This window comes from Escherichia ruysiae, assembly GCF_031323975.1.
Classification (GTDB): Bacteria; Pseudomonadota; Gammaproteobacteria; order Enterobacterales; family Enterobacteriaceae; genus Escherichia; species Escherichia ruysiae.
In genome coordinates, this window is sequence record NZ_JAVIWS010000001.1 from 563,399 (window position 1) to 586,889 (window position 23,491).

The 23,491-nt window shown below is 49.4% G+C and carries 25 protein-coding genes; 11 read left to right on the forward strand and 14 right to left on the reverse strand.

Annotated elements, in window-relative coordinates:
* The 5 genes from sapF to RGV86_RS02925 all read left to right on the forward strand — a co-directional run bounded on the left by sapF (position 1) and on the right by RGV86_RS02925 (position 5,803).
* Positions 1 to 807, forward strand: a complete 807-nt coding sequence (gene sapF, locus RGV86_RS02905) for a peptide ABC transporter ATP-binding protein SapF (RefSeq protein WP_000573415.1) — start codon at positions 1 to 3, stop codon at positions 805 to 807.
* 70 nt (positions 808 to 877) lie between these two features.
* Positions 878 to 1,240, forward strand: coding sequence for a DUF559 domain-containing protein (locus tag RGV86_RS02910; RefSeq protein WP_000357908.1), 363 nt, complete (start codon positions 878 to 880; stop codon positions 1,238 to 1,240).
* Positions 1,241 to 1,729: 489 nt separating this feature from the next.
* Entirely contained in the window at positions 1,730 to 2,518 is a 789-nt protein-coding gene (gene fabI, locus RGV86_RS02915) for an enoyl-ACP reductase FabI (RefSeq protein WP_000506490.1), read from the forward strand.
* Positions 2,519 to 2,661: 143 nt separating this feature from the next.
* Positions 2,662 to 3,801 carry a CMD domain-containing protein gene (locus RGV86_RS02920; protein ID WP_032225080.1) on the forward strand — a complete coding sequence of 380 codons (1,140 nt, stop codon included), beginning with the start codon at positions 2,662 to 2,664 and terminating at the stop codon, positions 3,799 to 3,801.
* 67 nt (positions 3,802 to 3,868) lie between these two features.
* Entirely contained in the window at positions 3,869 to 5,803 is a 1,935-nt protein-coding gene (locus RGV86_RS02925) for an exoribonuclease II (protein WP_085460774.1), read from the forward strand.
* A 65-nt stretch (positions 5,804 to 5,868) separates the two neighbouring features.
* On the opposite strand, the gene RGV86_RS02930 is transcribed toward RGV86_RS02925, so the two are convergent.
* Complete coding sequence (locus RGV86_RS02930; protein WP_085460775.1) at positions 5,869 to 5,991, reverse strand: hypothetical protein; 123 nt, start codon at positions 5,989 to 5,991, stop codon at positions 5,869 to 5,871.
* 53 nt (positions 5,992 to 6,044) lie between these two features.
* Here RGV86_RS02930 and pdeR point away from each other — a divergent pair, with 53 nt between their 5' ends.
* Positions 6,045 to 8,030, forward strand: a complete 1,986-nt coding sequence (pdeR, locus tag RGV86_RS02935; RefSeq protein WP_000859925.1) for a cyclic di-GMP phosphodiesterase — start codon at positions 6,045 to 6,047, stop codon at positions 8,028 to 8,030.
* On the opposite strand, the gene RGV86_RS22430 is transcribed toward pdeR, so the two are convergent.
* Complete coding sequence (locus RGV86_RS22430) at positions 8,012 to 8,140, reverse strand: hypothetical protein (RefSeq protein WP_225762567.1); 129 nt, start codon at positions 8,138 to 8,140, stop codon at positions 8,012 to 8,014. The genes pdeR and RGV86_RS22430 overlap by 19 nt on opposite strands.
* Positions 8,141 to 8,176: 36 nt before the next feature.
* Here RGV86_RS22430 and RGV86_RS02940 point away from each other — a divergent pair, with 36 nt between their 5' ends.
* From RGV86_RS02940 to osmB, 3 genes are all read left to right on the forward strand, one after another.
* Positions 8,177 to 8,350 carry a YciZ family protein gene (locus tag RGV86_RS02940; protein ID WP_001288366.1) on the forward strand — a complete coding sequence of 58 codons (174 nt, stop codon included), beginning with the start codon at positions 8,177 to 8,179 and terminating at the stop codon, positions 8,348 to 8,350.
* A gap of 88 nt (positions 8,351 to 8,438) precedes the next feature.
* Positions 8,439 to 9,188: a DNA-binding transcriptional regulator YciT gene (yciT, locus tag RGV86_RS02945; protein ID WP_032225076.1), complete on the forward strand. Its 750-nt coding sequence runs from the start codon at positions 8,439 to 8,441 to the stop codon at positions 9,186 to 9,188.
* A gap of 268 nt (positions 9,189 to 9,456) precedes the next feature.
* A complete protein-coding gene (gene osmB, locus RGV86_RS02950) occupies positions 9,457 to 9,675 on the forward strand; it encodes an osmotically-inducible lipoprotein OsmB (protein WP_000498252.1) in 219 nt (72 codons plus the stop codon).
* Positions 9,676 to 9,801: 126 nt separating this feature from the next.
* On the opposite strand, the gene yciH is transcribed toward osmB, so the two are convergent.
* The 5 genes from yciH to pgpB all read right to left on the reverse strand — a co-directional run bounded on the left by yciH (position 9,802) and on the right by pgpB (position 13,455).
* Positions 9,802 to 10,128, reverse strand: coding sequence for a stress response translation initiation inhibitor YciH (gene yciH / locus RGV86_RS02955; RefSeq protein ID WP_010344773.1), 327 nt, complete (start codon positions 10,126 to 10,128; stop codon positions 9,802 to 9,804).
* Positions 10,128 to 10,865 carry an orotidine-5'-phosphate decarboxylase gene (gene pyrF / locus RGV86_RS02960; protein ID WP_085460776.1) on the reverse strand — a complete coding sequence of 246 codons (738 nt, stop codon included), beginning with the start codon at positions 10,863 to 10,865 and terminating at the stop codon, positions 10,128 to 10,130. Before pyrF ends, yciH begins: the two co-directional genes overlap by 1 nt.
* Before the next feature lie 192 nt (positions 10,866 to 11,057).
* The gene (gene lapB / locus RGV86_RS02965; RefSeq protein WP_000891366.1) at positions 11,058 to 12,227 is read right to left on the reverse strand and encodes a lipopolysaccharide assembly protein LapB; all 1,170 of its coding nucleotides are present in this window, start codon (positions 12,225 to 12,227) and stop codon (positions 11,058 to 11,060) included.
* A 6-nt stretch (positions 12,228 to 12,233) separates the two neighbouring features.
* On the reverse strand, positions 12,234 to 12,542 hold the full coding sequence (gene lapA / locus RGV86_RS02970; RefSeq protein WP_000876289.1) for a lipopolysaccharide assembly protein LapA: 309 nt from the start codon (positions 12,540 to 12,542) through the stop codon (positions 12,234 to 12,236).
* 148 nt (positions 12,543 to 12,690) lie between these two features.
* Complete coding sequence (gene pgpB, locus RGV86_RS02975; protein ID WP_085460777.1) at positions 12,691 to 13,455, reverse strand: phosphatidylglycerophosphatase B; 765 nt, start codon at positions 13,453 to 13,455, stop codon at positions 12,691 to 12,693.
* A gap of 169 nt (positions 13,456 to 13,624) precedes the next feature.
* On the opposite strand from pgpB, the gene ribA reads away from it, so the two are divergent.
* Positions 13,625 to 14,215 (forward strand): GTP cyclohydrolase II, encoded by a 591-nt coding sequence (gene ribA / locus RGV86_RS02980; RefSeq protein ID WP_001176295.1) that lies wholly within the window; start codon positions 13,625 to 13,627, stop codon positions 14,213 to 14,215.
* A 63-nt stretch (positions 14,216 to 14,278) separates the two neighbouring features.
* Here the strand turns inward: ribA and acnA are convergent, their stop codons facing one another.
* From acnA to topA, 6 genes are all read right to left on the reverse strand, one after another.
* Positions 14,279 to 16,954 carry an aconitate hydratase AcnA gene (gene acnA, locus RGV86_RS02985; RefSeq protein ID WP_085460778.1) on the reverse strand — a complete coding sequence of 892 codons (2,676 nt, stop codon included), beginning with the start codon at positions 16,952 to 16,954 and terminating at the stop codon, positions 14,279 to 14,281.
* A 163-nt stretch (positions 16,955 to 17,117) separates the two neighbouring features.
* Positions 17,118 to 17,213: a small membrane protein YmiC gene (gene ymiC, locus RGV86_RS02990; protein ID WP_016158389.1), complete on the reverse strand. Its 96-nt coding sequence runs from the start codon at positions 17,211 to 17,213 to the stop codon at positions 17,118 to 17,120.
* Positions 17,214 to 17,329: 116 nt separating this feature from the next.
* Positions 17,330 to 17,500 (reverse strand): YciX family protein, encoded by a 171-nt coding sequence (locus RGV86_RS02995; protein WP_000261429.1) that lies wholly within the window; start codon positions 17,498 to 17,500, stop codon positions 17,330 to 17,332.
* 3 nt (positions 17,501 to 17,503) lie between these two features.
* A complete protein-coding gene (locus RGV86_RS03000) occupies positions 17,504 to 17,644 on the reverse strand; it encodes a YmiA family putative membrane protein (protein WP_001234284.1) in 141 nt (46 codons plus the stop codon).
* 318 nt (positions 17,645 to 17,962) lie between these two features.
* Positions 17,963 to 18,937 carry an HTH-type transcriptional regulator CysB gene (cysB, locus tag RGV86_RS03005; protein ID WP_000776255.1) on the reverse strand — a complete coding sequence of 325 codons (975 nt, stop codon included), beginning with the start codon at positions 18,935 to 18,937 and terminating at the stop codon, positions 17,963 to 17,965.
* Between the two features lie 208 nt (positions 18,938 to 19,145).
* Positions 19,146 to 21,743: a type I DNA topoisomerase gene (topA, locus tag RGV86_RS03010; protein WP_085460779.1), complete on the reverse strand. Its 2,598-nt coding sequence runs from the start codon at positions 21,741 to 21,743 to the stop codon at positions 19,146 to 19,148.
* A 379-nt stretch (positions 21,744 to 22,122) separates the two neighbouring features.
* Between topA and RGV86_RS03015 the strand changes: the two genes are divergently transcribed.
* The gene (locus tag RGV86_RS03015) at positions 22,123 to 22,374 is read left to right on the forward strand and encodes a YciN family protein (RefSeq protein WP_001031530.1); all 252 of its coding nucleotides are present in this window, start codon (positions 22,123 to 22,125) and stop codon (positions 22,372 to 22,374) included.
* 35 nt (positions 22,375 to 22,409) lie between these two features.
* Here RGV86_RS03015 and sohB read toward each other — a convergent pair whose 3' ends face one another.
* Positions 22,410 to 23,459, reverse strand: coding sequence for a protease SohB (sohB, locus tag RGV86_RS03020; protein ID WP_000422074.1), 1,050 nt, complete (start codon positions 23,457 to 23,459; stop codon positions 22,410 to 22,412).
* Between the last annotated feature and the right edge of the window lie 32 nt (positions 23,460 to 23,491).

The window sequence follows — 23,491 nt, forward strand, 5'->3', positions numbered from 1 at the left end:
ATGATCGAAACGCTGCTCGAAGTGCGTAATTTAAGCAAAACGTTCCGCTACCGAACTGGCTGGTTTCGTCGTCAGACCGTAGAAGCCGTAAAACCCTTGAGCTTTACGCTACGTGAACGCCAGACGCTGGCGATTATTGGTGAAAACGGCTCCGGTAAATCGACGCTGGCGAAAATGCTGGCAGGAATGATTGAGCCAACCAGCGGCGAGTTATTGATTGACGATCATCCGCTGCATTTTGGCGATTACTCCTTCCGCAGCCAGCGGATTCGCATGATTTTTCAGGATCCATCGACCTCGTTGAATCCGCGTCAGCGTATCTCGCAGATCCTTGATTTTCCTCTGCGTTTGAACACCGATCTGGAACCTGAACAGCGCCGCAAACAGATTATTGAAACAATGCGTATGGTCGGGCTGCTACCGGATCACGTCAGTTACTATCCGCATATGCTGGCACCAGGGCAAAAACAACGTCTGGGTCTGGCGCGCGCGCTGATATTGCGCCCAAAAGTTATTATCGCGGATGAAGCTCTCGCCTCGCTGGATATGTCGATGCGTTCGCAGTTGATTAATCTGATGCTGGAGCTACAAGAGAAACAGGGCATTTCTTATATTTATGTTACCCAACATATCGGGATGATGAAGCATATCAGCGACCAGGTTCTGGTCATGCATCAGGGTGAAGTGGTCGAGCGCGGTAGTACGGCTGACGTGCTGGCATCGCCGCTACATGAACTCACCAAACGGCTCATTTCCGGGCACTTTGGCGAAGCGTTGACGGCGGATGCGTGGCGCAAAGATCGTTGATTTTCTGAACCCGCCTTCCAGATAATTCACCTCATTCTGACAAGGGATTAAATCTTGTCAGAATGAGTGGATGGATAAAATAAAATCAAATGCGCGTTATTTAAGACGCAATCTCACCCCGCAGGAACGAAAGCTCTGGCGATATCTTCGCAGCCGACGTTTTGGTGATTTCAAATTTCGCCGTCAACATCCGGTGGGGAGCTACATTCTCGATTTTGCCTGCTGCTCGGCGCGTGTAGTAGTTGAGCTGGATGGTGGGCAGCATGATTCGACAGTTGCCTATGATACCAGGCGCACACGCTGGCTTGAGTCGCAGGGCTGGACCGTGCTGCGTTTCTGGAATAACGAGATTGATTGTAATGAGGAGGCGGTGCTGGAGATTATTCTGCAGGAACTGAGTCGCCTGTCACCCTCACCCCAGCCCTCTCCCTGAAAGGGCAAGGGAGCCGACTGAATCGGGTAGTTGCTGTGGTGAAAACATGGAGTCGGATGGTGAAGAATATTCGGCAAGGACTGAATCGCCGGTCACCCTCTCCCCAGCCCTCTCCCTGAAAGGGCGAGGAAGCCGACCGAGCCGGGTGGCTGTTGTGGTGAAAATATAGAGGCGGATGATAAAGAATATTCGGCCAGGACTGAACTGCCGGTCACCCTCTCCCTGAAAGGACTAGGGGGCTGTATGTGCCTGTTTGTTGCTGGGGTGACAATATTTGCACAATACGATCCCCTCGCCCCTCTGGGGAGAGGGTTAGGGTGAGGGGAAAAGCCCCACCCTGCCCGCGCCCTGCTCCGGTCGGACCTGGCAACTATAGCCACCCACAGCCAGGTTGATTATAATAACCGTTTATCTGTTCGTACTGTTTATTTAAACGACGAATCGCCTGATTTTCAGGCACAACAAGCATCAACAATAAGGATTAAAGCTATGGGTTTTCTTTCCGGTAAGCGCATTCTGGTAACCGGTGTTGCCAGCAAACTGTCCATCGCCTACGGTATCGCTCAGGCGATGCACCGCGAAGGAGCTGAACTGGCATTCACCTACCAGAACGACAAACTGAAAGGCCGCGTAGAAGAATTTGCCGCTCAATTAGGTTCTGACATCGTTCTGCAGTGCGATGTTGCCGAAGATGCCAGCATCGACACCATGTTCGCTGAACTGGGTAAAGTCTGGCCGAAATTTGACGGCTTCGTACACTCTATTGGTTTTGCACCTGGCGATCAGCTGGATGGTGACTATGTTAACGCCGTTACCCGTGAAGGCTTCAAAATTGCCCACGACATCAGCTCTTACAGCTTCGTTGCAATGGCAAAAGCTTGCCGTTCCATGCTGAATCCGGGTTCTGCCCTGCTGACCCTCTCCTACCTGGGCGCCGAACGCGCTATCCCGAACTACAACGTTATGGGTCTGGCAAAAGCGTCTCTGGAAGCGAACGTACGCTATATGGCTAACGCGATGGGTCCGGAAGGTGTGCGTGTTAACGCCATCTCTGCGGGTCCGATCCGTACTCTGGCGGCTTCCGGCATCAAAGACTTCCGTAAAATGCTGGCTCACTGCGAAGCGGTTACACCGATTCGTCGTACCGTTACCATTGAAGATGTAGGTAACTCTGCAGCGTTCCTGTGCTCCGACCTCTCCGCTGGTATCTCCGGTGAAGTCGTTCACGTTGATGGCGGTTTCAGCATCGCTGCCATGAACGAACTGGAACTGAAATAATCGTTCTGTTGGTAAAGATGGGCGGCGTTCTGCCGCCCGATTTCTCTGTTATACCTTTCTGATATTTGTTATCGCCGATCCGTCTTTCTCCCCTCCCAGCCTTGCGTCAGGATAACGATTTCCTTTACGACCAAGGAGTACCCATGGAACAACGCCACATTACCGGCAAAAGCCACTGGTATCATGAAACGCAATCCAGTACTTCGGAGTATGACGTTTTGCCACTGGTTCCGGGAGCCGCAAAGGTAACCGATCCTTTTCTGCTCGACGTGATCCTTGATGAAGAAACACTTGATCCCTTTCATTCGTGGCTGATCCCGGCGCGTGCTCTTGCTGTAGAGTTCTTCCCCGACCAGCTTGCAGTGACACGCTTACAAACATTCACCGCCTATGAACGCCTGACGACCGCCCTGACGGTTGCCCAGGTCTGCGGCGTCCAGCGGTTATGCAACTACTATTCCGCGCGTCTGACACCGCTTCCCGGGCCAGACTCCTCCAGGGAAAGCAATCATCGGCTGGCGCAAATCACGCAATATGCCCGTCAACTGGCTGGTTCTCCATCTATTATCGACGGTCAGTCCCGCCAGCATCTTAACGATGTCGGGCTTACCGCCTGGGACTGTGTAATTATCAATCAAATCATCGGCTTTGTTGGTTTTCAGGCGCGAGCGATCGCCACATTTCAGGCTTATCTTGAGCACCCGATACGCTGGCTACCCGGTCTGGAAGTGCAAAGCTACGCAGACGGTTCACTTTTTGCTGAAGCATCAACTGGCTGGCGTGCCTGCTACGAAGTGGATAAATATCCGCAAGAGCAAGAGATGAATGCTCTCCGACAGCTACCATCCGAACTCCGCCAACTGATAGCAATATTGAATCTGCACCCTGCCTCACTTTCACTCTTTGTGACGTTGCTATCCAGTTCCTTGGTAACAACAAAATCCAGCCATCAACTTGCTGCCTTACTCAGTGCACGAATTAACGGGAGCGTTGCCTGTTTCACCTCTTTAATTCATTCAAATGTTGAATATAAAGAAGCAATATGCATTCTGCTTCAGGGCGAAAACGAAATAAACCAATGGGCTGACCGTCATTCTGTTGAGCGCGCTACCGTTCAGGCGATACAATGGCTGACACGAGCACCCGATCGCTTTAGCGCCGCCCAGTTTAGCCCATTACTCGAACATGAAATATCATCAGCTCAGGTTATCAATCTGCTGGTATGGAGCGGGTTTTGTGGTTGGATAAATCGCTTAAAAATCGCGTTGGGTGAAACACATTAACCTTGCTGCGTCAGGCAGAATCGCGTAAAACTGTCAGCCGCTCTAATGGCCACCAAAATAGACAATTATGTTTCAGGACAACCCGCTGCTAGCGCAGCTTAAACAGCAACTGCATTCCCAGACGCCCCGCGCTGAAGGGGTGGTAAAAGCCACTGAAAAAGGCTTTGGCTTCCTGGAAGTCGACGCACAGAAAAGTTATTTCATTCCGCCGCCGCAGATGAAAAAAGTCATGCATGGCGACCGAATTATCGCGGTGATCCACAGTGAAAAAGAACGTGAATCCGCAGAGCCAGAAGAACTGGTTGAACCGTTTCTGACTCGTTTTGTGGGGAAAGTTCAGGGCAAAAATGACCGTCTGGCCATCGTTCCTGATCATCCACTCTTAAAAGACGCCATTCCTTGTCGCGCGGCTCGTGGCCTGACCCATGAGTTTAAAGAAGGCGACTGGGCGGTTGCCGAAATGCGCCGCCATCCGTTGAAAGGCGATCGCTCATTCTATGCGGAACTGACACAATACATCACTTTTGGTGACGACCATTTCGTGCCGTGGTGGGTAACCCTGGCACGCCATAATCTGGAAAAAGAAGCGCCAGACGGTGTCGCTACCGAAATGCTCGATGAAGGTCTGGTACGTGAAGACCTGACTGCACTGGACTTTGTCACCATTGACAGCGCCAGCACGGAAGATATGGATGATGCCCTCTTCGCCAGGGCGCTGCCGGATGACAAACTACAGTTGATTGTGGCGATTGCCGACCCAACCGCGTGGATCGCAGAAGGCAGCAAGCTGGACAAAGCCGCGAAAATTCGTGCGTTCACCAACTATCTGCCAGGCTTCAATATCCCAATGCTGCCACGGGAACTTTCCGACGATCTCTGCTCCCTGCGTGCCAATGAAGTGCGTCCGGTGCTGGCATGTCGGATGACGCTATCCGCTGACGGCACCATTGAAGACGACATCGAATTTTTTGCTGCCACCATCGAATCCAAAGCGAAACTGGTTTATGACCAGGTTTCCGATTGGCTGGAAAACACCGGTGACTGGCAGCCAGAAAGTGATGCGATTGCGGAACAAATCCGCCTGTTAGCGCAAATTTGCCAGCGTCGCGGCGAATGGCGTAATAACCATGCGTTGGTGTTTAAAGATCGCCCGGATTACCGTTTTATTCTGGGTGAAAAAGGTGAAGTGTTGGATATCATCGCTGAACCGCGTCGTATTGCCAACCGTATCGTCGAAGAAGCGATGATCGCCGCCAACATATGTGCGGCTCGCGTGCTGCGCGATAAGCTCGGTTTCGGTATCTATAACGTGCATATGGGTTTTGATCCGGCAAATGCCGACGCGCTGGCAGCATTACTGAAAACGCACGGCCTGCATGTTGACGCCGAAGAAGTGCTCACACTGGACGGCTTCTGCAAACTGCGCCGTGAGCTGGATGCGCAACCGACAGGTTTCCTTGACAGCCGCATTCGCCGTTTTCAGTCTTTTGCAGAAATCAGCACCGAACCTGGCCCTCACTTTGGTCTCGGTCTGGAAGCGTATGCCACCTGGACTTCACCGATTCGTAAGTATGGCGACATGATCAACCATCGTCTGCTGAAAGCGATCATCAAAGGCGAAACAGCGACGCGTCCACAGGATGAGATCACCGTCCAAATGGCAGAGCGTCGCCGCCTCAACCGAATGGCAGAACGTGATGTCGGCGACTGGTTATACGCACGTTTCCTGAAAGATAAAGCCGGAACCGATACCCGTTTTGCGGCGGAAATCGTCGATATCAGCCGTGGCGGTATGCGTGTGCGGCTGGTCGATAACGGCGCAATCGCCTTTATCCCTGCACCATTCTTACACGCCGTGCGCGATGAACTGGTTTGCAGTCAGGAAAACGGCACCGTACAAATTAAAGGTGAAACGGTTTACAAGGTAACCGACGTTATCGACGTCACCATCGCAGAAGTACGCATGGAAACCCGTAGTATTATTGCGCGCCCGGTCGCGTAATCCCCTTTCACGGCCCGTTCATTACGGATGGGCCGTTTGCTTTTCCCCCTCCCTTCGCCTTCGTTTTATCTCAGCAGATTTTTTTTAATGGCTTCCGTTTGAAAACTGGCGTTTTCCCAAAACTGGATTACAAATAAATATATAAATAAAACAATACGTTTAGCCGACATTAATTTCATGTAAGTCATGTTGAACCTTTCATTTAATGGTGAGCTTCGCCGTTAACCGTAGGGTATGCATCATGAAAACCGTTAGGGAGTCCACAACGTTGTACAACTTTCTCGGCTCGCACAACCCATACTGGCGGTTGTCGGAAAACAGTGATGTTTTGCGCTTTTCCACCACTGAAACAACAGAACCTGAACGTACTCTGCAGTTATCTGCCGAACAGGCTGCTCGTATCCGGGAAATGACGGTCATCACCTCCAGCCTGATGATGAGCCTGACAGTCGATGAGAGCGACCTTTCTGTCCATCTGGTGGGACGAAAAATCAATAAGCGCGAATGGGGTGGCAACGCGTCGGCATGGCATGACACACCAGCGGTTGCTCGTGATTTATCACACGGACTTTCCTTTGCTGAACAGGTGGTTTCTGAAGCACATTCCGCAATAGTGATTCTGGATAGCCGAGGGAATATCCAGCGTTTTAATCGGTTATGCGAAGAATACACAGGGCTGAAAGAACACGATGTCATTGGGCAAAGTGTGTTTAAATTATTTATGAGTCGCCGTGAAGCCGCGATCTCCCGGCGTAACAACAGCAGTTTTTTTCGTAGTGGCAACGCCTATGAAGTCGAGCGTTGGGTACAGACGCGCAAAGGTCAGCGACTGTTTCTGTTTCGCAACAAATTTGTCCACAGCGGTAGCGGCAAAAATGAGATCTATTTAATTTGTTCCGGCACCGATATCACCGAAGAACGTCACGCCCAGGAACGATTGCGAATCCTGGCTAACACTGACAGCATCACCGGGCTACCGAATCGTAACGCAATGCAGGAATTAATCGACTACGCCATTAATGAGGCCGACGAGGGTAAAGTCGGAGTGGTTTATCTCGATTTAGACAATTTTAAAAAAGTGAACGATGCCTACGGGCATTTGTTTGGCGACCAGCTGTTACGCGAGGTTTCACTGGCTATTTTAAGCTGTCTTGAGCAGGATCAGGTGTTAGCACGTCTTGGCGGCGATGAATTTCTGGTACTCGCACCAAACACCTCGCAAAGTGCCCTGGAAGCAATGGCATCGCGGATTTTGACCCGCCTGCGCCAACCCTTTCGCATCGGTTTAATCGAAGTTTATACCGGCTGTTCAATTGGTATTTCACTTTCACCGCAACATGGATCAGACAGCGCGGCGATTATTCGCCATGCCGATACGGCAATGTACAGTGCCAAAGAAGGCGGACGAGGACAATTTTGCGTCTTTTCGCCGGAAATGAATCAACGGGTATTCGAATATCTGTGGTTGGATACCAACCTGCGTAAAGCTCTGGAAAACGATCAGTTAGTTATTCACTATCAGCCGAAAATCACCTGGCGGGGTGAAGTACGCAGTCTGGAAGCCCTGGTACGCTGGCAGTCTCCCGAACGTGGCTTAATTCCCCCTCTGGACTTTATTTCCTATGCCGAAGAGTCCGGTCTGATTGTGCCTCTAGGCCGTTGGGTTATTCTCGACGTCGTGCGCCAGGTAGCAAAATGGAGAGATAAAGGCATTAATCTTCGGGTTGCGGTGAATGTCTCAGCACGCCAACTTGCCGATCAAACCATTTTCACTGACCTGAAACAGGTACTCCAGGAACTTAAATTTGAGTATTGCCCTATTGATGTCGAGCTGACTGAAAGCTGTCTGATTGAAAACGATCAGTTGGCGCTTTCCGTTATTCAGCAATTCAGTCAATTAGGCGCACAGGTTCATCTGGATGATTTCGGCACGGGTTACTCTTCTCTTTCCCAACTGGCACGATTCCCCATCGATGCTATAAAACTCGACCAGGTTTTTGTCCGTGATATTCACAAACAGCCAGTCTCGCAGTCGCTGGTACGTGCGATCGTCGCCGTGGCTCAGGCGCTCAATCTTCAGGTGATTGCCGAAGGTGTAGAGAGTGCAAAAGAAGATGCCTTTTTGACCAAAAATGGCATCAATGAGAGACAAGGATTTTTGTTTGCTAAACCGATGCCTGCCGTGGCTTTTGAACGCTGGTATAAACGTTATCTGAAGCGCGCATAAAGAGACGAATATATAAATGTAACAGTATATAATTCCATTACATATCGTATTAATGAATGATAATTAGCCTTTGCCGTTAAACACTTCTCTTTTAGCGGCAATTTTTGCATTATTCATTTTCACTTTTTTGCCTTGAGGATACCCTGATGTCTGAATTTGATGCCCAACGCGTTGCCGAACGTATTGATATTGTGTTAGATATCCTTGTGGCGGGCGATTACCACTCTGCGATCCATAATCTCGAGATACTTAAAGCAGAACTGTTGCGCCAGGTTGCTGCATCTACGCCAGACATCCCGAAGGCACCGTGGGAGATTTAACAATCGTGCTTTCAGGTTTCCCTATTTAAGGATGCCCGGCGCGTCAGCATTTTTTATTTAGTATTATAACGTTATAAGAATTACAGCGATGAATTCCCGACAACAAACTATTCTACAGATGGTCATTGAGCAGGGTCAGGTTAGTGTAACCGATCTGGCAAAAGCCACTGGAGTTTCCGAAGTTACCATTCGCCAGGATCTCAACACCCTCGAAAAACTTAGCTATCTACGCCGTGCACATGGCTTTGCTGTTTCGCTTGATAGTGATGACGTCGAAACCCGTATGATGAGTAATTATACGCTGAAGCGTGAACTCGCCGAGTTTGCCGCCTCACTGGTTCAACCGGGTGAAACCATCTTTATCGAGAATGGTAGCAGTAATGCCCTTCTGGCTCGCGCATTAGGTGAGCAGAAGAAAAATGTCACCATCATTACGGTCAGTAGCTATATAGCGCATTTACTGAAAGACGCGCCTTGTGAAGTCATTTTACTTGGCGGCGTGTACCAGAAAAAAAGCGAAAGTATGGTTGGCCCACTGACACGTCAGTGCATCCAACAGGTGCATTTCAGTAAGGCATTTATTGGTATCGATGGCTGGCAACCTGAAACTGGATTTACAGGTCGCGACATGATGCGTACCGATGTGGTCAATGCCGTGTTGGAAAAAGAATGCGAAGTCATAGTCCTGACTGACAGTTCTAAGTTTGGTGCCATACACTCTTACTCCATCGGTCCTGTGGAGAGAATCAAGCGTGTTATAACCGATTCGAAGATTCGCGCCAGCGATACGATGCATTTAGAACACAGTAAATTAATCGTTCACGTCGTTGACATGTAATCATTTTCCTTCCCTACGGATGATTTACCCTGACGCAAATCATCCGCTCTAAGATGATTCCTGGTTGATAATTAAGACTATTTACCTGTTATTAACATCCTAAAGTTATAAACTTATTATCAGCGATATAACAGGAAGTCACTATCACCTGCGTGATATAACCCTGCGCGCGAGAGGATTTCACGGAATTATTTTACCGGGCGTATTCTGAACTATTATAGTTATAGAGAGCTTACTTCCGTGAATCATAAATTCAGGAGAGAGTATTATGTTTGTAACGAGCAAAAAAATGACCGCAGCTGTTCTGGCAATTACACTGGCAATGTCTCTAAGCGCCTGTTCTAATTGGTCTAAACGAGACCGCAACACCGCAATCGGTGCGGGCGCAGGGGCTTTAGGTGGTGCAGTACTGACTGATGGCAGCACGTTGGGTACATTAGGTGGTGCAGCAGTTGGTGGTATTATCGGTCACCAGGTCGGTAAATAATCGTAAATAAATGTCGATAAGCGACTCGCAATTATAATACGCTTGACTCTGTTCATTACGAAATAACTGAATAGTACACACAGTAAAATAAACGAAAGCCACGGAATATTTCCGTGGCTTTTTTTGTTACCCGCCCGCGAGTTTTACTTTCATTCCTTTCGCTTCAAGGAGTGATTTTAATAAATCACGCTTATCTCCCTGGATTTCGATAATTCCGTCTTTTACTGCTCCGCCGCAGCCGCATTTTTTCTTCAGTTCAGCCGCCAGTTTTGCCAGCTCGGTATCATCGAGATCGACTCCGGTGATCAGGCAAACGCCCTTTCCTTTACGTCCACTGGTTTGACGTTGAATGCGTACCACGCCGTCGCCTTTAGGGCGTACAGGGGCCGCTTTTGGCTCATCAATACGTCCGGTTTCCGTTGAGTAAACCAGACGGCTGTTGGAATCACTCATCATGCACTCCGTTGTAATGAGGCGTTGATCGCTTTCAGCGTTTGCGCTGGATCTGCCGATTGCGTTACCGGGCGACCAATCACCATATAATCAACTCCAGCCGCCAACGCCTGTTCTGGCGTCATAATGCGGCGCTGGTCACCAGCGTCACTCCCCTGCGGACGAATGCCCGGCGTAACCAGTTTGAACTCCTGACCGAATACCTGTTTAAAATGCACAGCTTCCTGAGCAGAACACACCACACCATCAAGGCCACATTTTTGCGTCAATGCCGCCAGACGTTCTGCATAATCCGCTGGTGACAGTGTCACGCCAAGATCGGCCAGGTCGCTGGCTTCCATGCTGGTCAATACAGTCACAGCAATTAATAGCGGTGCATCTTTACCAAACGGAACCAGCGCCTCACGTGCTGCGGTCATCATACGTGCCCCACCTGAGGCATGAACGTTCACCATCCACACGCCTAAGTCAGCCGCTGCTGCCACAGCGTGCGCTACGGTGTTGGGAATGTCGTGAAATTTCAGATCGAGGAAAATATCAAAACCGCGATGTTGCAATTCATGCACAAACTGCGGCCCAAACAGCGTAAACATCTCTTTGCCGACTTTCAGACGACAATCACGTGGGTCGATCTTGTCGACAAATGCCAGCGCGGCGTCACGATTATGGTAATCAAGGGCAACAACGACAGGAGAATTCGTAACAGCGCGGGAAGAAGATGAAGCAGTTAACGTCATGACCAGACCTTCTTGATGATGGGCACCGGAAGTGGCGCGAAACAGGTAAACGGCGAGCATTCTACCCGTGGAAATAAAAAATTAACAGTTGCGATTTCTCCCCTGTCAGGCTTTTCTACGCTGGAGTTGCCGAAGCAAAATGTGAGAGCAACAATAAGGATGTTGTAACTAAAGTTGGATTTTTTTTAGAAGTTACAGTCCATCAAGGCCGCGAATGGGTTTAATGGTTGACCAGGCCCGACATGACGGACAATGCCAGTAGAGCGTATATGCGGTAAAACCACACTTCTGGCAACGATAACGCGGCTTACTACGCACCTTCTCACCAACCATGTCACGCAGCACCATCAGGCTCTCTTTAGCGCGCCCTTCTTCTGCTTCATTCAGGTGGTAATCCATTAACTTGTGGAACACGCGCATGGTCGGGTGACGTTGTAGTTGGCGCGTAATATAGACCTGAGCGGCATCACTGCCCTCGCGCGCTTCGATGATGTCTGCAAGCATCAACTCAGCATCGGCACCGGTATTCTCTTCCACCGCGCGCTGCAGGAACTCTGCCCATTCGGCAGTTTTACCCAGTTGCTGATAGCAGGTTTGCAGCATTTCCAGCGTTTCGCTGACCAGTTCTCTGTCCTGGGAAATGACGCGTTGCAGGCTTTCGACCGCTTTGGCGTATTCTCCTTTCGCCATAAACACACGTCCCATCATGATGGATACGCGGGCGCTGTTTTTATCTGCCGCCGCCCCTTTTCTCAACAAGGTCATAGCGCGATCAAGATCGTCGCTGGCCATATGCTGGAGCGCCAGTTCACAGTAGAAATGGGCAATCTCGACGCGTTGCTTATCTTTGCCCAGCTTCACCAGGCGTTCTGCAACATCAATTGCTTTCTGCCATTCACTGGTAGACTGATAGATTTGTAACAGCTGTTGCAATGCGCCAACACGGAAGTCAGTTTCATCGGTCAGTTGATTAAACATATCTTCCGCGCGATCGTATAAACCCGCCGCCATGTAATCACGCCCCAGTTGTTGAATTGCCAGCAAGCGTTGCTCATAAGTCAACGAGGCACTTTCCATTAAGGTTTGATGAATACGAATCGCGCGATCGACTTCGCCACGCGAACGGAACAGATTTCCGAGCGTAAGATGGGCTTCAACGGTGCCGGTGTCCTCTTTGAGCATATCGAGGAACAGATCAACCGCTTTATCCTGTTGATTACTAAGCAGGAAGTTAACCCCTGCAACGTAATCGCGTGACAGGCGGTTGGCTTCATCTTGCTTGTTTTGTTGCGCACTTCTGCGGCCCATATACCAGCCATAGGCAGCGGCTACAGGCAAGAGCAGAAACAACAACTCCAGCATAGAAAGTTATTCCTTCGCCACTGACGAATCAGGCGCTACCGTCACGCCAGTCGCAGGTGAAAGCTGGTTTTCCAGTCGCTTTATTTTACGTTCAGCGCGCGCCAGAGAAACACGAACTCGCAGCCAGAACAGGCCACAAATCAACCAACCGATAGCAAAACCCGCAGCAAACAATACCGCCAGCAAAGTAGAGATACGATACTCCCCTTGCGCTAACAGATAATTAAATGTTACCTGTTGATCATTCTGCGCACCTAATGTGACAGAAATCACAAAAATCGCTAACACCAGTAAGAAAATGAGTAAATATTTCACATTACTTCCCGTTATGTGGTTAGAGCGAATAAATTATGGTCAACTTACCGCAATAGCCCTTTAAATTACCATTTTCACGACGTCTGCGAAATGGTAGCCACAATCATTGTTGATGATTTGAGGGTTAAATTCAGAAATTCAACCAGTATTAACTTTCTTGTTCTCGTTGCGCTATCTCACGATTTTCTTCCGGTGGTGGTGTTAATGGCCCACAAATACGTTGTGCAAGCCAGGTTGCTACCGCGACCAGCGCCCACGAAATCAACGTAGCCACCACCAGGTCGCGCGGCCAATGCATCCCAAGCAACAGGCGACTTCCCATGACTCCCGTTGCCCAAACCAGCAAGAGTGCAATGGTTACGGTTCGCCGACGCGGCCATAACAGCCCAATGGCCAGCAGAGCCCAACTGGCAGCAAACATTGTGTGACCAGAAGGAAAGGCAAAACCGGTCTCTTTCTGCCAATGAGTTCGCAAATATTGCGGGATATTTTTCTCTTCAGCCAACTGTTCTTTCACTAAATTTCCGCGCTCTGCACGCTTTAAAGTGTAGAACTCATCAACCGGAATATGATGTGTTTTTTCCAGCCAGATAACAAACGGGCGCGGTTCCTGAACTTTGTCTTTAATCCAGGATTTTACCGCTTGTCCGACCAGGATCGCCGTAGCCAGTATGGCAAACAACATAATTGCCGCTTTGATCCGAAAACGCAGGCACCAAAGGAACCAGCCGAATAAAATCAGATGCGTAATAACGCCCCAGGGCTGAGTGACAGTTTCAGTGACCCAAAAAGCCGCCTTTAACACCCCATTCTGCTCTCCTGGTTGCCAACGCCAGCCAGAAATCCATACCGCTACAGGCATGATAAGTAATAGTGCAGCTCCAACTGCGGTACGTCTGGCAATCGAACGCATGGTCTCTCCTTTCTTATAAGTCTCACAATCATAACTGAAAATGCCCTGACCTGGAAAAATTGACAGATTTGTGCCATTCAGTGAACGATCGACGCGTCGTGATTAGGTGAACGCCTTCGCGTTATGGCAAAATAAGCCAATACAGAACCAGCATTATCTGGAGAATTTCATGCAGCTTAAACGTGTGGCAGAAGCCAAACTGCCAACCCCATGGGGCGATTTCCTGATGGTGGGATTTGAAGAACTGGCAACCGGACACGATCATGTCGCGCTAGTCTATGGCGATATTTCCGGGCATACCCCGGTACTTGCGCGCGTCCATTCCGAATGTCTGACCGGTGACGCCCTGTTCAGCTTGCGCTGCGATTGTGGCTTCCAGCTGGAGGCGGCGCTGACACAAATCGCCGAAGAAGGCCGTGGTATTTTGCTGTATCACCGCCAGGAAGGTCGTAACATTGGTCTGCTGAATAAAATTCGCGCTTACGCATTACAGGATCAAGGTTACGACACCGTAGAGGCTAACCACCAGTTAGGCTTCGCTGCAGATGAGCGCGACTTCACTCTTTGCGCTGATATGTTCAAACTCCTTGGTGTCAATGAAGTCCGTTTGTTAACCAATAACCCGAAAAAAGTCGAAATTCTGACCGAAGCCGGGATTAATATTGTTGAACGCGTGCCGTTGATTGTTGGTCGTAACCCCAATAACGAACATTATCTCGATACCAAAGCCGAGAAAATGGGGCATTTGCTGAACAAATAACCCACTTACGTTGTAAAGTTAATTTGCTTGCCGGTTATCTTACTTCCGGCAAGCAAATACTCGTTACTTCAACATATTACGAATAACGTAATGCAAAATACCGTCGTTCTGGTAATAGGTTAATTCCGTCGCGGTGTCGATGCGACAACGGCACGGCACAACTTCCTGGCTACCATCAGCACGCGTCAGCGTCACCGGAACCGTCGCGCCCGGTTGTAGATTTTGCAGATCGACAATATCAATCTTCTCTTCCCCGGTCAGCCCTAATGTTTTACGCGTCACGCCTTGCGGAAATTCCAGCGGCAGAATGCCCATGCCAATTAAATTCGAGCGGTGAATTCGTTCAAACGATTCGGCAATCACGACACGAATACCAAGCAGACGCGGACCTTTTGCCGCCCAGTCACGGCTGGAGCCAGAACCATATTCTTTACCGGCAATCACCGCCAGGGGCGTTTTCTCCTGCTTATAGCGCATCGCTGCATCATAAATAGAAACGACATCGCTGGCAGGTAAATGCCGCGTCATTCCACCTTCAACACCGGGCACCATTTCGTTACGAATGCGAATATTGGCGAATGTGCCGCGCATCATCACCTCATGGTTACCGCGCCGCGAACCGTAGGAGTTAAAGTCTTTCCGCTCAACACCTCGACCTTGTAGATATCGACCCGCCGGACTGTCGGGTTTAATACTGCCCGCCGGAGAGATATGGTCAGTGGTGACTGAATCCCCCAGCATTGCGAGGATCCGCGCACCGTGAATATCTTCCACTGGTGCTGGTGTTGCCTGCATTTCATCAAAGAACGGCGATAAGCGAATATAGGTCGAATCATCCTGCCATCCGTAGGTATCGGATCGTACAACGTTAATTTCTTTCCACTCAGCTGTCCCTTCGAAAACTTCTGCGTACTCTTTACGGAACATTTCTGTAGAGACTTGTGCTACCGCACGGGCAATTTCTTGTGCCGATGGCCAGATATCTTTCAGATATACCGGGTCGCCTTTACGATCATGGCCGATAGGCTCTGAAGCCAGGTTGATATTCATATTTCCCGCTAGCGCATAGGCAACCACCAACGGCGGCGAAGCCAGCCAGTTCGTTTTAACCAGCGGATGAATACGGCCTTCAAAGTTACGGTTGCCGGACAGTACCGCACCGACGGTTAAATCGCCTTTTTTGATTGCAGTTTCGATAGGATCGGGCAACGGACCAGAGTTACCAATACAGGTGGTACAACCATATCCCACAAGGTTGAAGCCAAGTTCATCGAGATACGGAGTCAGTTTGGCTTTTGCCAGATAATCAGAAACCACTTTCGAACCCGGTGCCAGCGACGCTTTGACCCACGGTTGCCGCTTCAGGCCCAGAGTTACGGCTTTTTTAGCCAGCAAGCCTGCGGCCATCAGTACACTTGGATTAGAGGTGTTGGTACATGACGTGATGGCAGCAATAACCACTGCGCCATCAGGCAACTGATACTGATGTCCGTTCATAACATAATCGACCGGTTGGCGATCTTTATGCGTGGCATTCACTTCCAGCTCGTTACTGGCGGCAAAAGCTTTTGGTACATCGGGCAGTGCAACGCGATCCTGTGGGCGTTTTGGCCCCGCCAGACTCGCTTCAACGTCATTCATATCCAGTTCTAACGTACTGGTAAAAATCGGTTCATCGCCCGGGTTACGCCACATGCCCTGCGCTTTAGCATATTTTTCGACCAGTTCGACCTGATCTTCACTGCGCCCGCTTAAACGCATGTAATCGAGGGTGACCGCATCGATTGGGAAGAAGCCGCAGGTCGCACCGTATTCTGGCGACATATTGGCAATGGTGGCGCGATCCGCCAGCGGCAGCGAATCCAGCCCATCGCCGTAAAATTCGACGAATTTCCCCACCACGCCATGTTTGCGCAGCATCTGAGTGACGGTAAGAACCAGGTCTGTGGCGGTGATACCTTCACGTAATTTTCCGCTGAGTTTAAAGCCCACTACATCCGGGATAAGCATGGAAACCGGCTGACCTAACATTGCGGCTTCTGCTTCGATCCCGCCAACGCCCCACCCCAGCACGCCAAGACCGTTGATCATCGTAGTGTGTGAGTCGGTGCCGACGAGCGTATCCGGATAAGCAATCCATTCACCATCCTGCAATTCGCTCCACACTGCTTTGCCGAGATATTCGAGGTTAACCTGATGGCAAATCCCTGTACCTGGCGGCACAACGCTAAAACGGCTGAAGGCCTGCTGTCCCCATTTCAGGAATACATAACGTTCGTGGTTTCGCTCCATTTCCAGACGCACGTTTTCCTCGAATGCCTCATCATCGCCAAAACGATCGACGGTCACCGAATGGTCAATGACCAGATCAACCGGTGAGAGTGGATTCACTTTCGCGGTATCGCCGCCGAGACGTTTTACCGCTTCTCGCATCGCCGCAAGATCCACGACAGCGGGCACGCCGGTAAAGTCCTGCATTAACACTCTTGCCGGGCGGTAGGCAATTTCACGGTCAGCATGGGCATTTTTCAACCAGCCCGCCAGCGCGTGGATATCCTCTTCGATAACCGAGTTACCATCCTGCCAGCGGAGCAGGTTTTCGAGCAGAACTTTGAGTGACTTAGGCAGACGGGTGATATCGCCCAGTGATTTAGCAGCAAGTGGCAGGCTGTAGTAATGGTAAGTTTTATCTTTGGCCTGCAACGTATCCTTACTGGCTTCTCGTAGGGTTGACGACATAGCTCCTCCTTAATAACAGGGTTGCGATGCCCTGATTCTCTTCAGGGTGAATATTAAAGATAACACAAACATTGCGTAACGATTTGATAACAACCCAAATTGATAAAAGAGGAGAAATCTTGCGGATAAGAAAAGAAAAACCTCGCCACAGCGAGGTCAGAGATTAGTGAGCAACTATCCAGATGAGTTCAACCCAGAAGAGCATCGACAGAGAAAATGCGCCCATCCAGGACCAATATTTCATATTTGTGGTGATCATAGGCTACACCCCTCACTTGTTATTACTTTCTGTTGAAATTATTCAACCTTTTATTGCTGTGGTGTATTAAAAACCGTTTAATTCACGAATATATCGGATAATAAGAATGATGATAATTATTGTTTCTGCTGCTCATCTTCAGCAAACATCTCTATAAACGCTTGCTGTTGCGACGTCAGTTTCCAGCCATCCGGAATAACGACTGAACATTCCCGTTTCGTTTCCGTTTCATTGTCACTATGCTGAGACAGTGGCAAAGCAATCTGATGCTGCTCCTGAACGACCATGCTTTACCCCCACACTTTCCAAATTAGCAGTGCAACAAGCACCCAGAAGAGCGCAGAACCAAGAAATACCGCAAGCCAGGCTTTGCGTTTCAATTCAGGGTCCCTGCGGGGTTCCTGATTTCCAGAAGGCATTGCTAACCTCATATAATCGCCATCACTTATCAGTAATACGCTAAACGATTGGTATAATTAATCAACTGATGAGACAAATCCTAATGAAACTTTAGCCAAAAATCCAGCTAATTTACGAATCGTCTCCAGTGAATAATTCAATCTTTTGACCTGAAATAGATATTTGAAGGCTGGAGTTTGCGAGGCAGGTAATTAGACACTACTTTACGTCCGATTTACCATAAAGATTTCAGGGATAATAATATTGTGAGCGGTGTACAAATAAGAAAGAACAGAGAATATATTCCGGCACCCCGAAAATATAAAAGGTGCCGGAAATAATGCAGGTAATTATTTTTCCGGCAATTTGATATCTTTAAACATGATCTCAATTTCTTCATTGGAACGCAGTGCTACGGCGGCATCAACGACATCGCGGGTTAAATGCGGCGCAAAACGCTGAATGAAATCATACATATAACTGCGCAAAAACGTACTGCGACGAAAACCAATTTTGGTTGTGCTATGGCTGAAAATGTCATGCGCATCAACACGAACCAGGTCAGGGTCAGAAACCGGGTCCACCGCCATGCTGGCAATTACCCCAACACCCAGCCCTAAGCGAACGTAAGTTTTAATCACGTCAGCATCGGTAGCCGTGAAAACAATACGCGGCGTCAACCCTGCGCGGTTAAAGGCGGTATCCAGCTCGGAGCGTCCGGTAAAACCGAAGGTATACGTCACCAACGGATACTGCGCCAGTTCTTCAATGGTAATTGCTTTTTTGCCCGCCAGCGGATGGTCAGGTGTCACCACAATAGCCCGATTCCAGTGATAGCATGGCAGCATCACCAAATCTTCATACAAATGAAGTGCTTCCGTGGCGATAGCGAAATCGGCATTACCTTTAGAGACGGCATCGGCGATTTGTGTCGGCGATCCCTGATGCATATGCAAAGAAACGCGAGGATAACGCTCAATGAAACCTTTGATGACATTCGGTAATGCATAGCGCGCCTGAGTATGCGTGGTGGCGATATACAGCGAGCCTTTATCAGGCCAGGTATGCTCTCCGGCGACCGATTTAATAGCATCAACTTTCGACAGAACTTCACGAGCGATACGAATTATTTCCTGCCCGGCTGGAGTAACCTGCGTCAAATGCTTACCGCTACGGGAAAAAATTTGAATACCCAGCTCATCTTCCAGCATTCTGACTTGCTTACTGATCCCAGGTTGTGATGTGTAAAGTCCTTCAGCCGTTGATGAGACGTTCAGGTTATGATTGACGACCTCAACAATATAGCGAAGTTGTTGTAATTTCATGTTAAACCATCCAATTAGACGCCATCAGAACATCGTTTTTTCGTCACTCCTGACGGGTGACTAATACGATTTAATAATAAAAAAGGTGCTAACTATAACCACTATATCATTTATAGCTTTAGTGTATAGGTGTGGAGATAAAATAATATGCAATAAAAAAGGGTCGCTTTTGCGACCCTTTGTTTTAAAAACCAGAAAGAATTAAAGGTTATTTTCTCCCTTCAACCCATTTGCCATCAACATAAAATGCTGACCAGCCAGTTGCCTTTCCGTCTTTTTCCGAAGAGACATATTGCTGCCTGGTTTTCCGGCTAAAACGAACCATTGTCTTATTACCTTCTGGATCTTGCTGTGGCGCATCAGCCAGATAACGCAATTTTTCTGGTAAACGGTCGCGGAAGCGATAAAGCTCTTCCACCAGCGGCGCACGCGTTTCACGTGATTTCGGGAAAGTATTGGCCGCCAGGAACACGCCGGCAGCGCCGTCACGCAACACGAAATAAGCATCCGATTTTTCGCACGGTAATTCTGGCAGCGGAACCGGATCTTCTTTCGGCGGCGCGACTTCACCGTTACGTAAAATCTTACGTGTGTTTTTACACTCTTCATTGGTGCAAGCCATGTACTTACCGAAACGCCCCATTTTCAGGTGCATTTCAGAACCACATTTTTCACACTCAACGATCGGGCCGTCATAACCTTTAATACGGAATTCGCCCTCTTCGATCTCGTAACCGTCGCAGGTTGGATTATTACCACAGACATGCAACTTACGTTTTGGATCGATGAGATAGCTGTCCATCGCTGTACCGCATTTCGGGCAACGACGTTTGGCGCGCAGCGCGTTGGTTTCAGCGTCTTCGCCTTCCAGCACGTTAAGCACTTCGTTTTCCGGCACCAGGTTGATGGTGGTTTTGCAACGCTCTTTCGGCGACAGCGCATAACCGGAACAGCCCAGGAATACCCCGGTGCTGGCGGTGCGAATCCCCATTTTTCGACCACAGGTCGGGCAGTCAATGCTGGTCAGAACCATCTGGTTCGGGCGCATACCGCCCTCTTCCGGATCTTTTTCCGCTTTATCTAACTGCTGGGTGAAATCCGAGAAGAAGTGATCCAGTACAGCTTTCCACTCTGCTTCGTGATTTGCCACCTGGTCAAGGCTGTTTTCCATCTGCGCGGTAAAGTCGTAATTCATTAACTCGCGGAAATTTTCTTCCAGGCGATCAGTAACGATCTCACCCATTTTTTCCGCATAGAAGCGACGGTTTTCCACACGCACATAGCCGCGATCCTGAATGGTCGAAATGATCGACGCATAGGTAGACGGACGACCGATCCCGCGTTTTTCCAGTTCTTTAACCAGTGAAGCTTCGCTAAAACGGGCTGGCGGCTTGGTAAAGTGCTGCGCAGGCGTCAGTTCAACAAGCGACAGGGAGTCACCTTTATCGACAGCCGGTAAAATACGATCTTCATCGCCTTTACGCAGCGCAGGCATAACTTTCGTCCAGCCGTCGAAACGCAGAATACGACCGCGCGCTTTCAGGCGGAAGTCACCCGCGCCAACGGTCAGCGTGGTGGAGTCATATTTCGCTGGGGTCATTTGACAGGCAACAAACTGACGCCAGATTAACTGGTACAGTTTCTGCGCATCTGCTTCCATATCTTTCAGCGATTCCGCCATCACATTGACATCTGAAGGACGAATCGCTTCGTGCGCTTCCTGTGAGTTTTCTTTGCTGGCGTATTGGTTCGGGCTTTCCGGCAGATATTTATTACCAAAATTATCGCTGATATAACCGCGAACCATGTTTACCGCGTCCTGACTCAGGTTAGTGGAGTCGGTACGCATGTAAGTGATATAGCCAGCTTCATACAGACGCTGCGCCATCATCATGGTTTTTTTCACACCAAAACCAAGACGGGTGCTGGCAGCTTGTTGCAGCGTAGAGGTAATAAAAGGAGCGCCTGGTTTACTGGTTGTCGGTTTGTCTTCACGTTCCAGCACGCTGTAGCGCGCTTTTTCAAGCAGACTTACCGCAGCCTGAGTTTGTTCTTTGTTGACCGGGCGGAACGGTTTATCGTTCTGATGAGTCACCTGCAAAGCCAACGCTTCACCAGACGGCGTAGTCGTACTGGCATCGACTTCCCAGAATTCTTCCGGCACGAACGCTTTAATTTCACGCTCACGCTCAACCACCAGGCGAACCGCTACGGATTGCACACGCCCGGCGGAAAGACCGCGAGCGATCTTTTTCCACAACAGCGGAGAAACCATATAACCCACGACGCGATCCATAAAGCGACGCGCCTGCTGGGCATTAACACGATCAATATTCAGTTCGCCGGGTTTGTTGAACGCCTGGCGGATCGCGTTTTTAGTAATTTCGTTAAACACCACTCGGCTATAGCGAGCTTCATCACCCCCAATCACTTCCCGCAGGTGCCATGCAATGGCTTCCCCTTCGCGGTCAAGGTCGGTTGCGAGATAGATGTGGTCGGCTTTTTCAGCCAGTTGTTTCAGTTCAGAGACGACCTTCTCTTTACCAGGCAACACTTCATAGTGCGCCTCCCAATTGTGCCACGGGTCAACCCCCATACGGTTGACGAGAGCGCCACGTTCATCCTTTTTAGGCTTTTTAGCCGTTTTGGTGGAGGTAGAGTCGGCACTCTTTTTAGCAGCTGAGCCACTGGTCGGCAAATCGCGGATGTGACCGACACTGGATTTCACCACGTAGTCACTACCCAGATACTTGTTGATCGTTTTGGCTTTTGCCGGGGACTCAACGATGACAAGAGCTTTACCCATATTCACCTTACCTAATTTGATTCTTCCAGGAATGCGTCGCACATTGATAAACCTTCCACTGGCAACGAGTTACCGATATGGACTCGCTCTCTGCGGATATCAACCCCTTGTCGTGACTCTGTTCACGAAAATTCCGGTGACTGAGTTAACAGGTCTTGGCCTACAGGCGCTATAGCACGACGGAATTTTGGTCGAATGTCAAGCAAATCTATTGCCAGATTGACGAAAGCGTCACACTGTACCTGATAAAATCCGTTACGCAACTTTATTAGCATGCAAAATCCAAAGTTGCCAGTAAGGCGCTCCTGACGCCAGCGTGGTATATTTGTCCGCATGCCATGCCTGGCGTAGACTAATGTCCTTGTTTAAGGAGTAAATAATGAACAAAGAGACACAACCCATTGACCGCGAAACGCTGTTGAAAGAGGCCAACAAAATCATTCGTGAGCATGAGGACACACTCGCAGGAATTGAAGCCACCGGCGTCACGCAGCGTAATGGCGTGCTGGTGTTTACTGGCGATTACTTTTTAGATGAGCAAGGGCTGCCGACAGCGAAAAGCACTGCGGTGTTTAATATGTTCAAACACCTGGCACACGTGCTCTCGGAAAAATATCATCTGGTAGATTAAAGCAAAACGCGAGGCCTGAACCTCGCGTTTGTCTTTTACATCAAAGGCTTTTGCCCACGCTGCCACCAGCGTAGCAACAATCGATCGACGCTCTCTGCCGCACTGCCGGTAAACCGATCGATTAACCGTTTACGCTGCATATAACGCACATTGACCACTTCTCGACCGTCCATCAGATTAAGAATCACTTCATCACTGGTGTTGATTTCGTCAACCAGGCCTTTCTCTACCGCCTGTTGCCCGTACCAGTGTTCACCGGTAGCCACCTCTTCAATATCCAGAGATGGACGCATACGTTTTACAAAATCTTTAAATAGCTGATGTGTTTCGTTCAGTTCTTCGCGGAATTTTTCGCGCCCTTCTTCAGTATTTTCACCCAGCAATGTCAGCGTGCGCTTATATTGCCCGGCAGTATGCAGTTCAATATCAATATCTTTACTTTTCAGGAAGCGGTTAAAGTTGGGCATTTGCGCTACCACACCGATGGAACCAACAATGGCAAACGGCGCAGAAACAATTTTGTCCGCCACACAGGCCATCATGTACCCGCCGCTGGCAGCCACTTTGTCTACCGTAACGGTTAAAGGAATGTTTTTATCGCGCAGACGCCGCAATTGTGAGGCTGCCAGGCCATAACCATGAACCATACCGCCGGGGCTTTCCAGACGCAAAACAACCTGATCCCTTGGCTTAAATGCCGCGAGTACTGCGGTTATCTCTTCACGTAATGAGTTAACTTCATGCGCGTCCATGCTGCCTTTGAAATCCAGTACCCAGACGCGGGGTTTACTGTCAGTCACCACCTCACCCAGTTTGGCTTTTGCTTTCGCTGCTTTCGCTTCTTGCTTGTGCTTTTTCTTCTGCGCTTTGTGCCACTGCTTTTGCTGATGCGGATCCATCAGCGCTGCTGCCAGTTCTTCTTTCATCTCCTTATATTGTTCGCTGAGATTGTTAACCCGTAACTCGCCACGCTGGCGTTTATTACGTTGCGCAACATTGACAATAATGGCGGCAACAGCCGCAATCGCCACAACAACAGTGACAATTTTCGCCAAAAACAAACCATATTCAGACAACAATTCCACGAGTCCCACCTTGGTTAAACAACGCTTTGCCT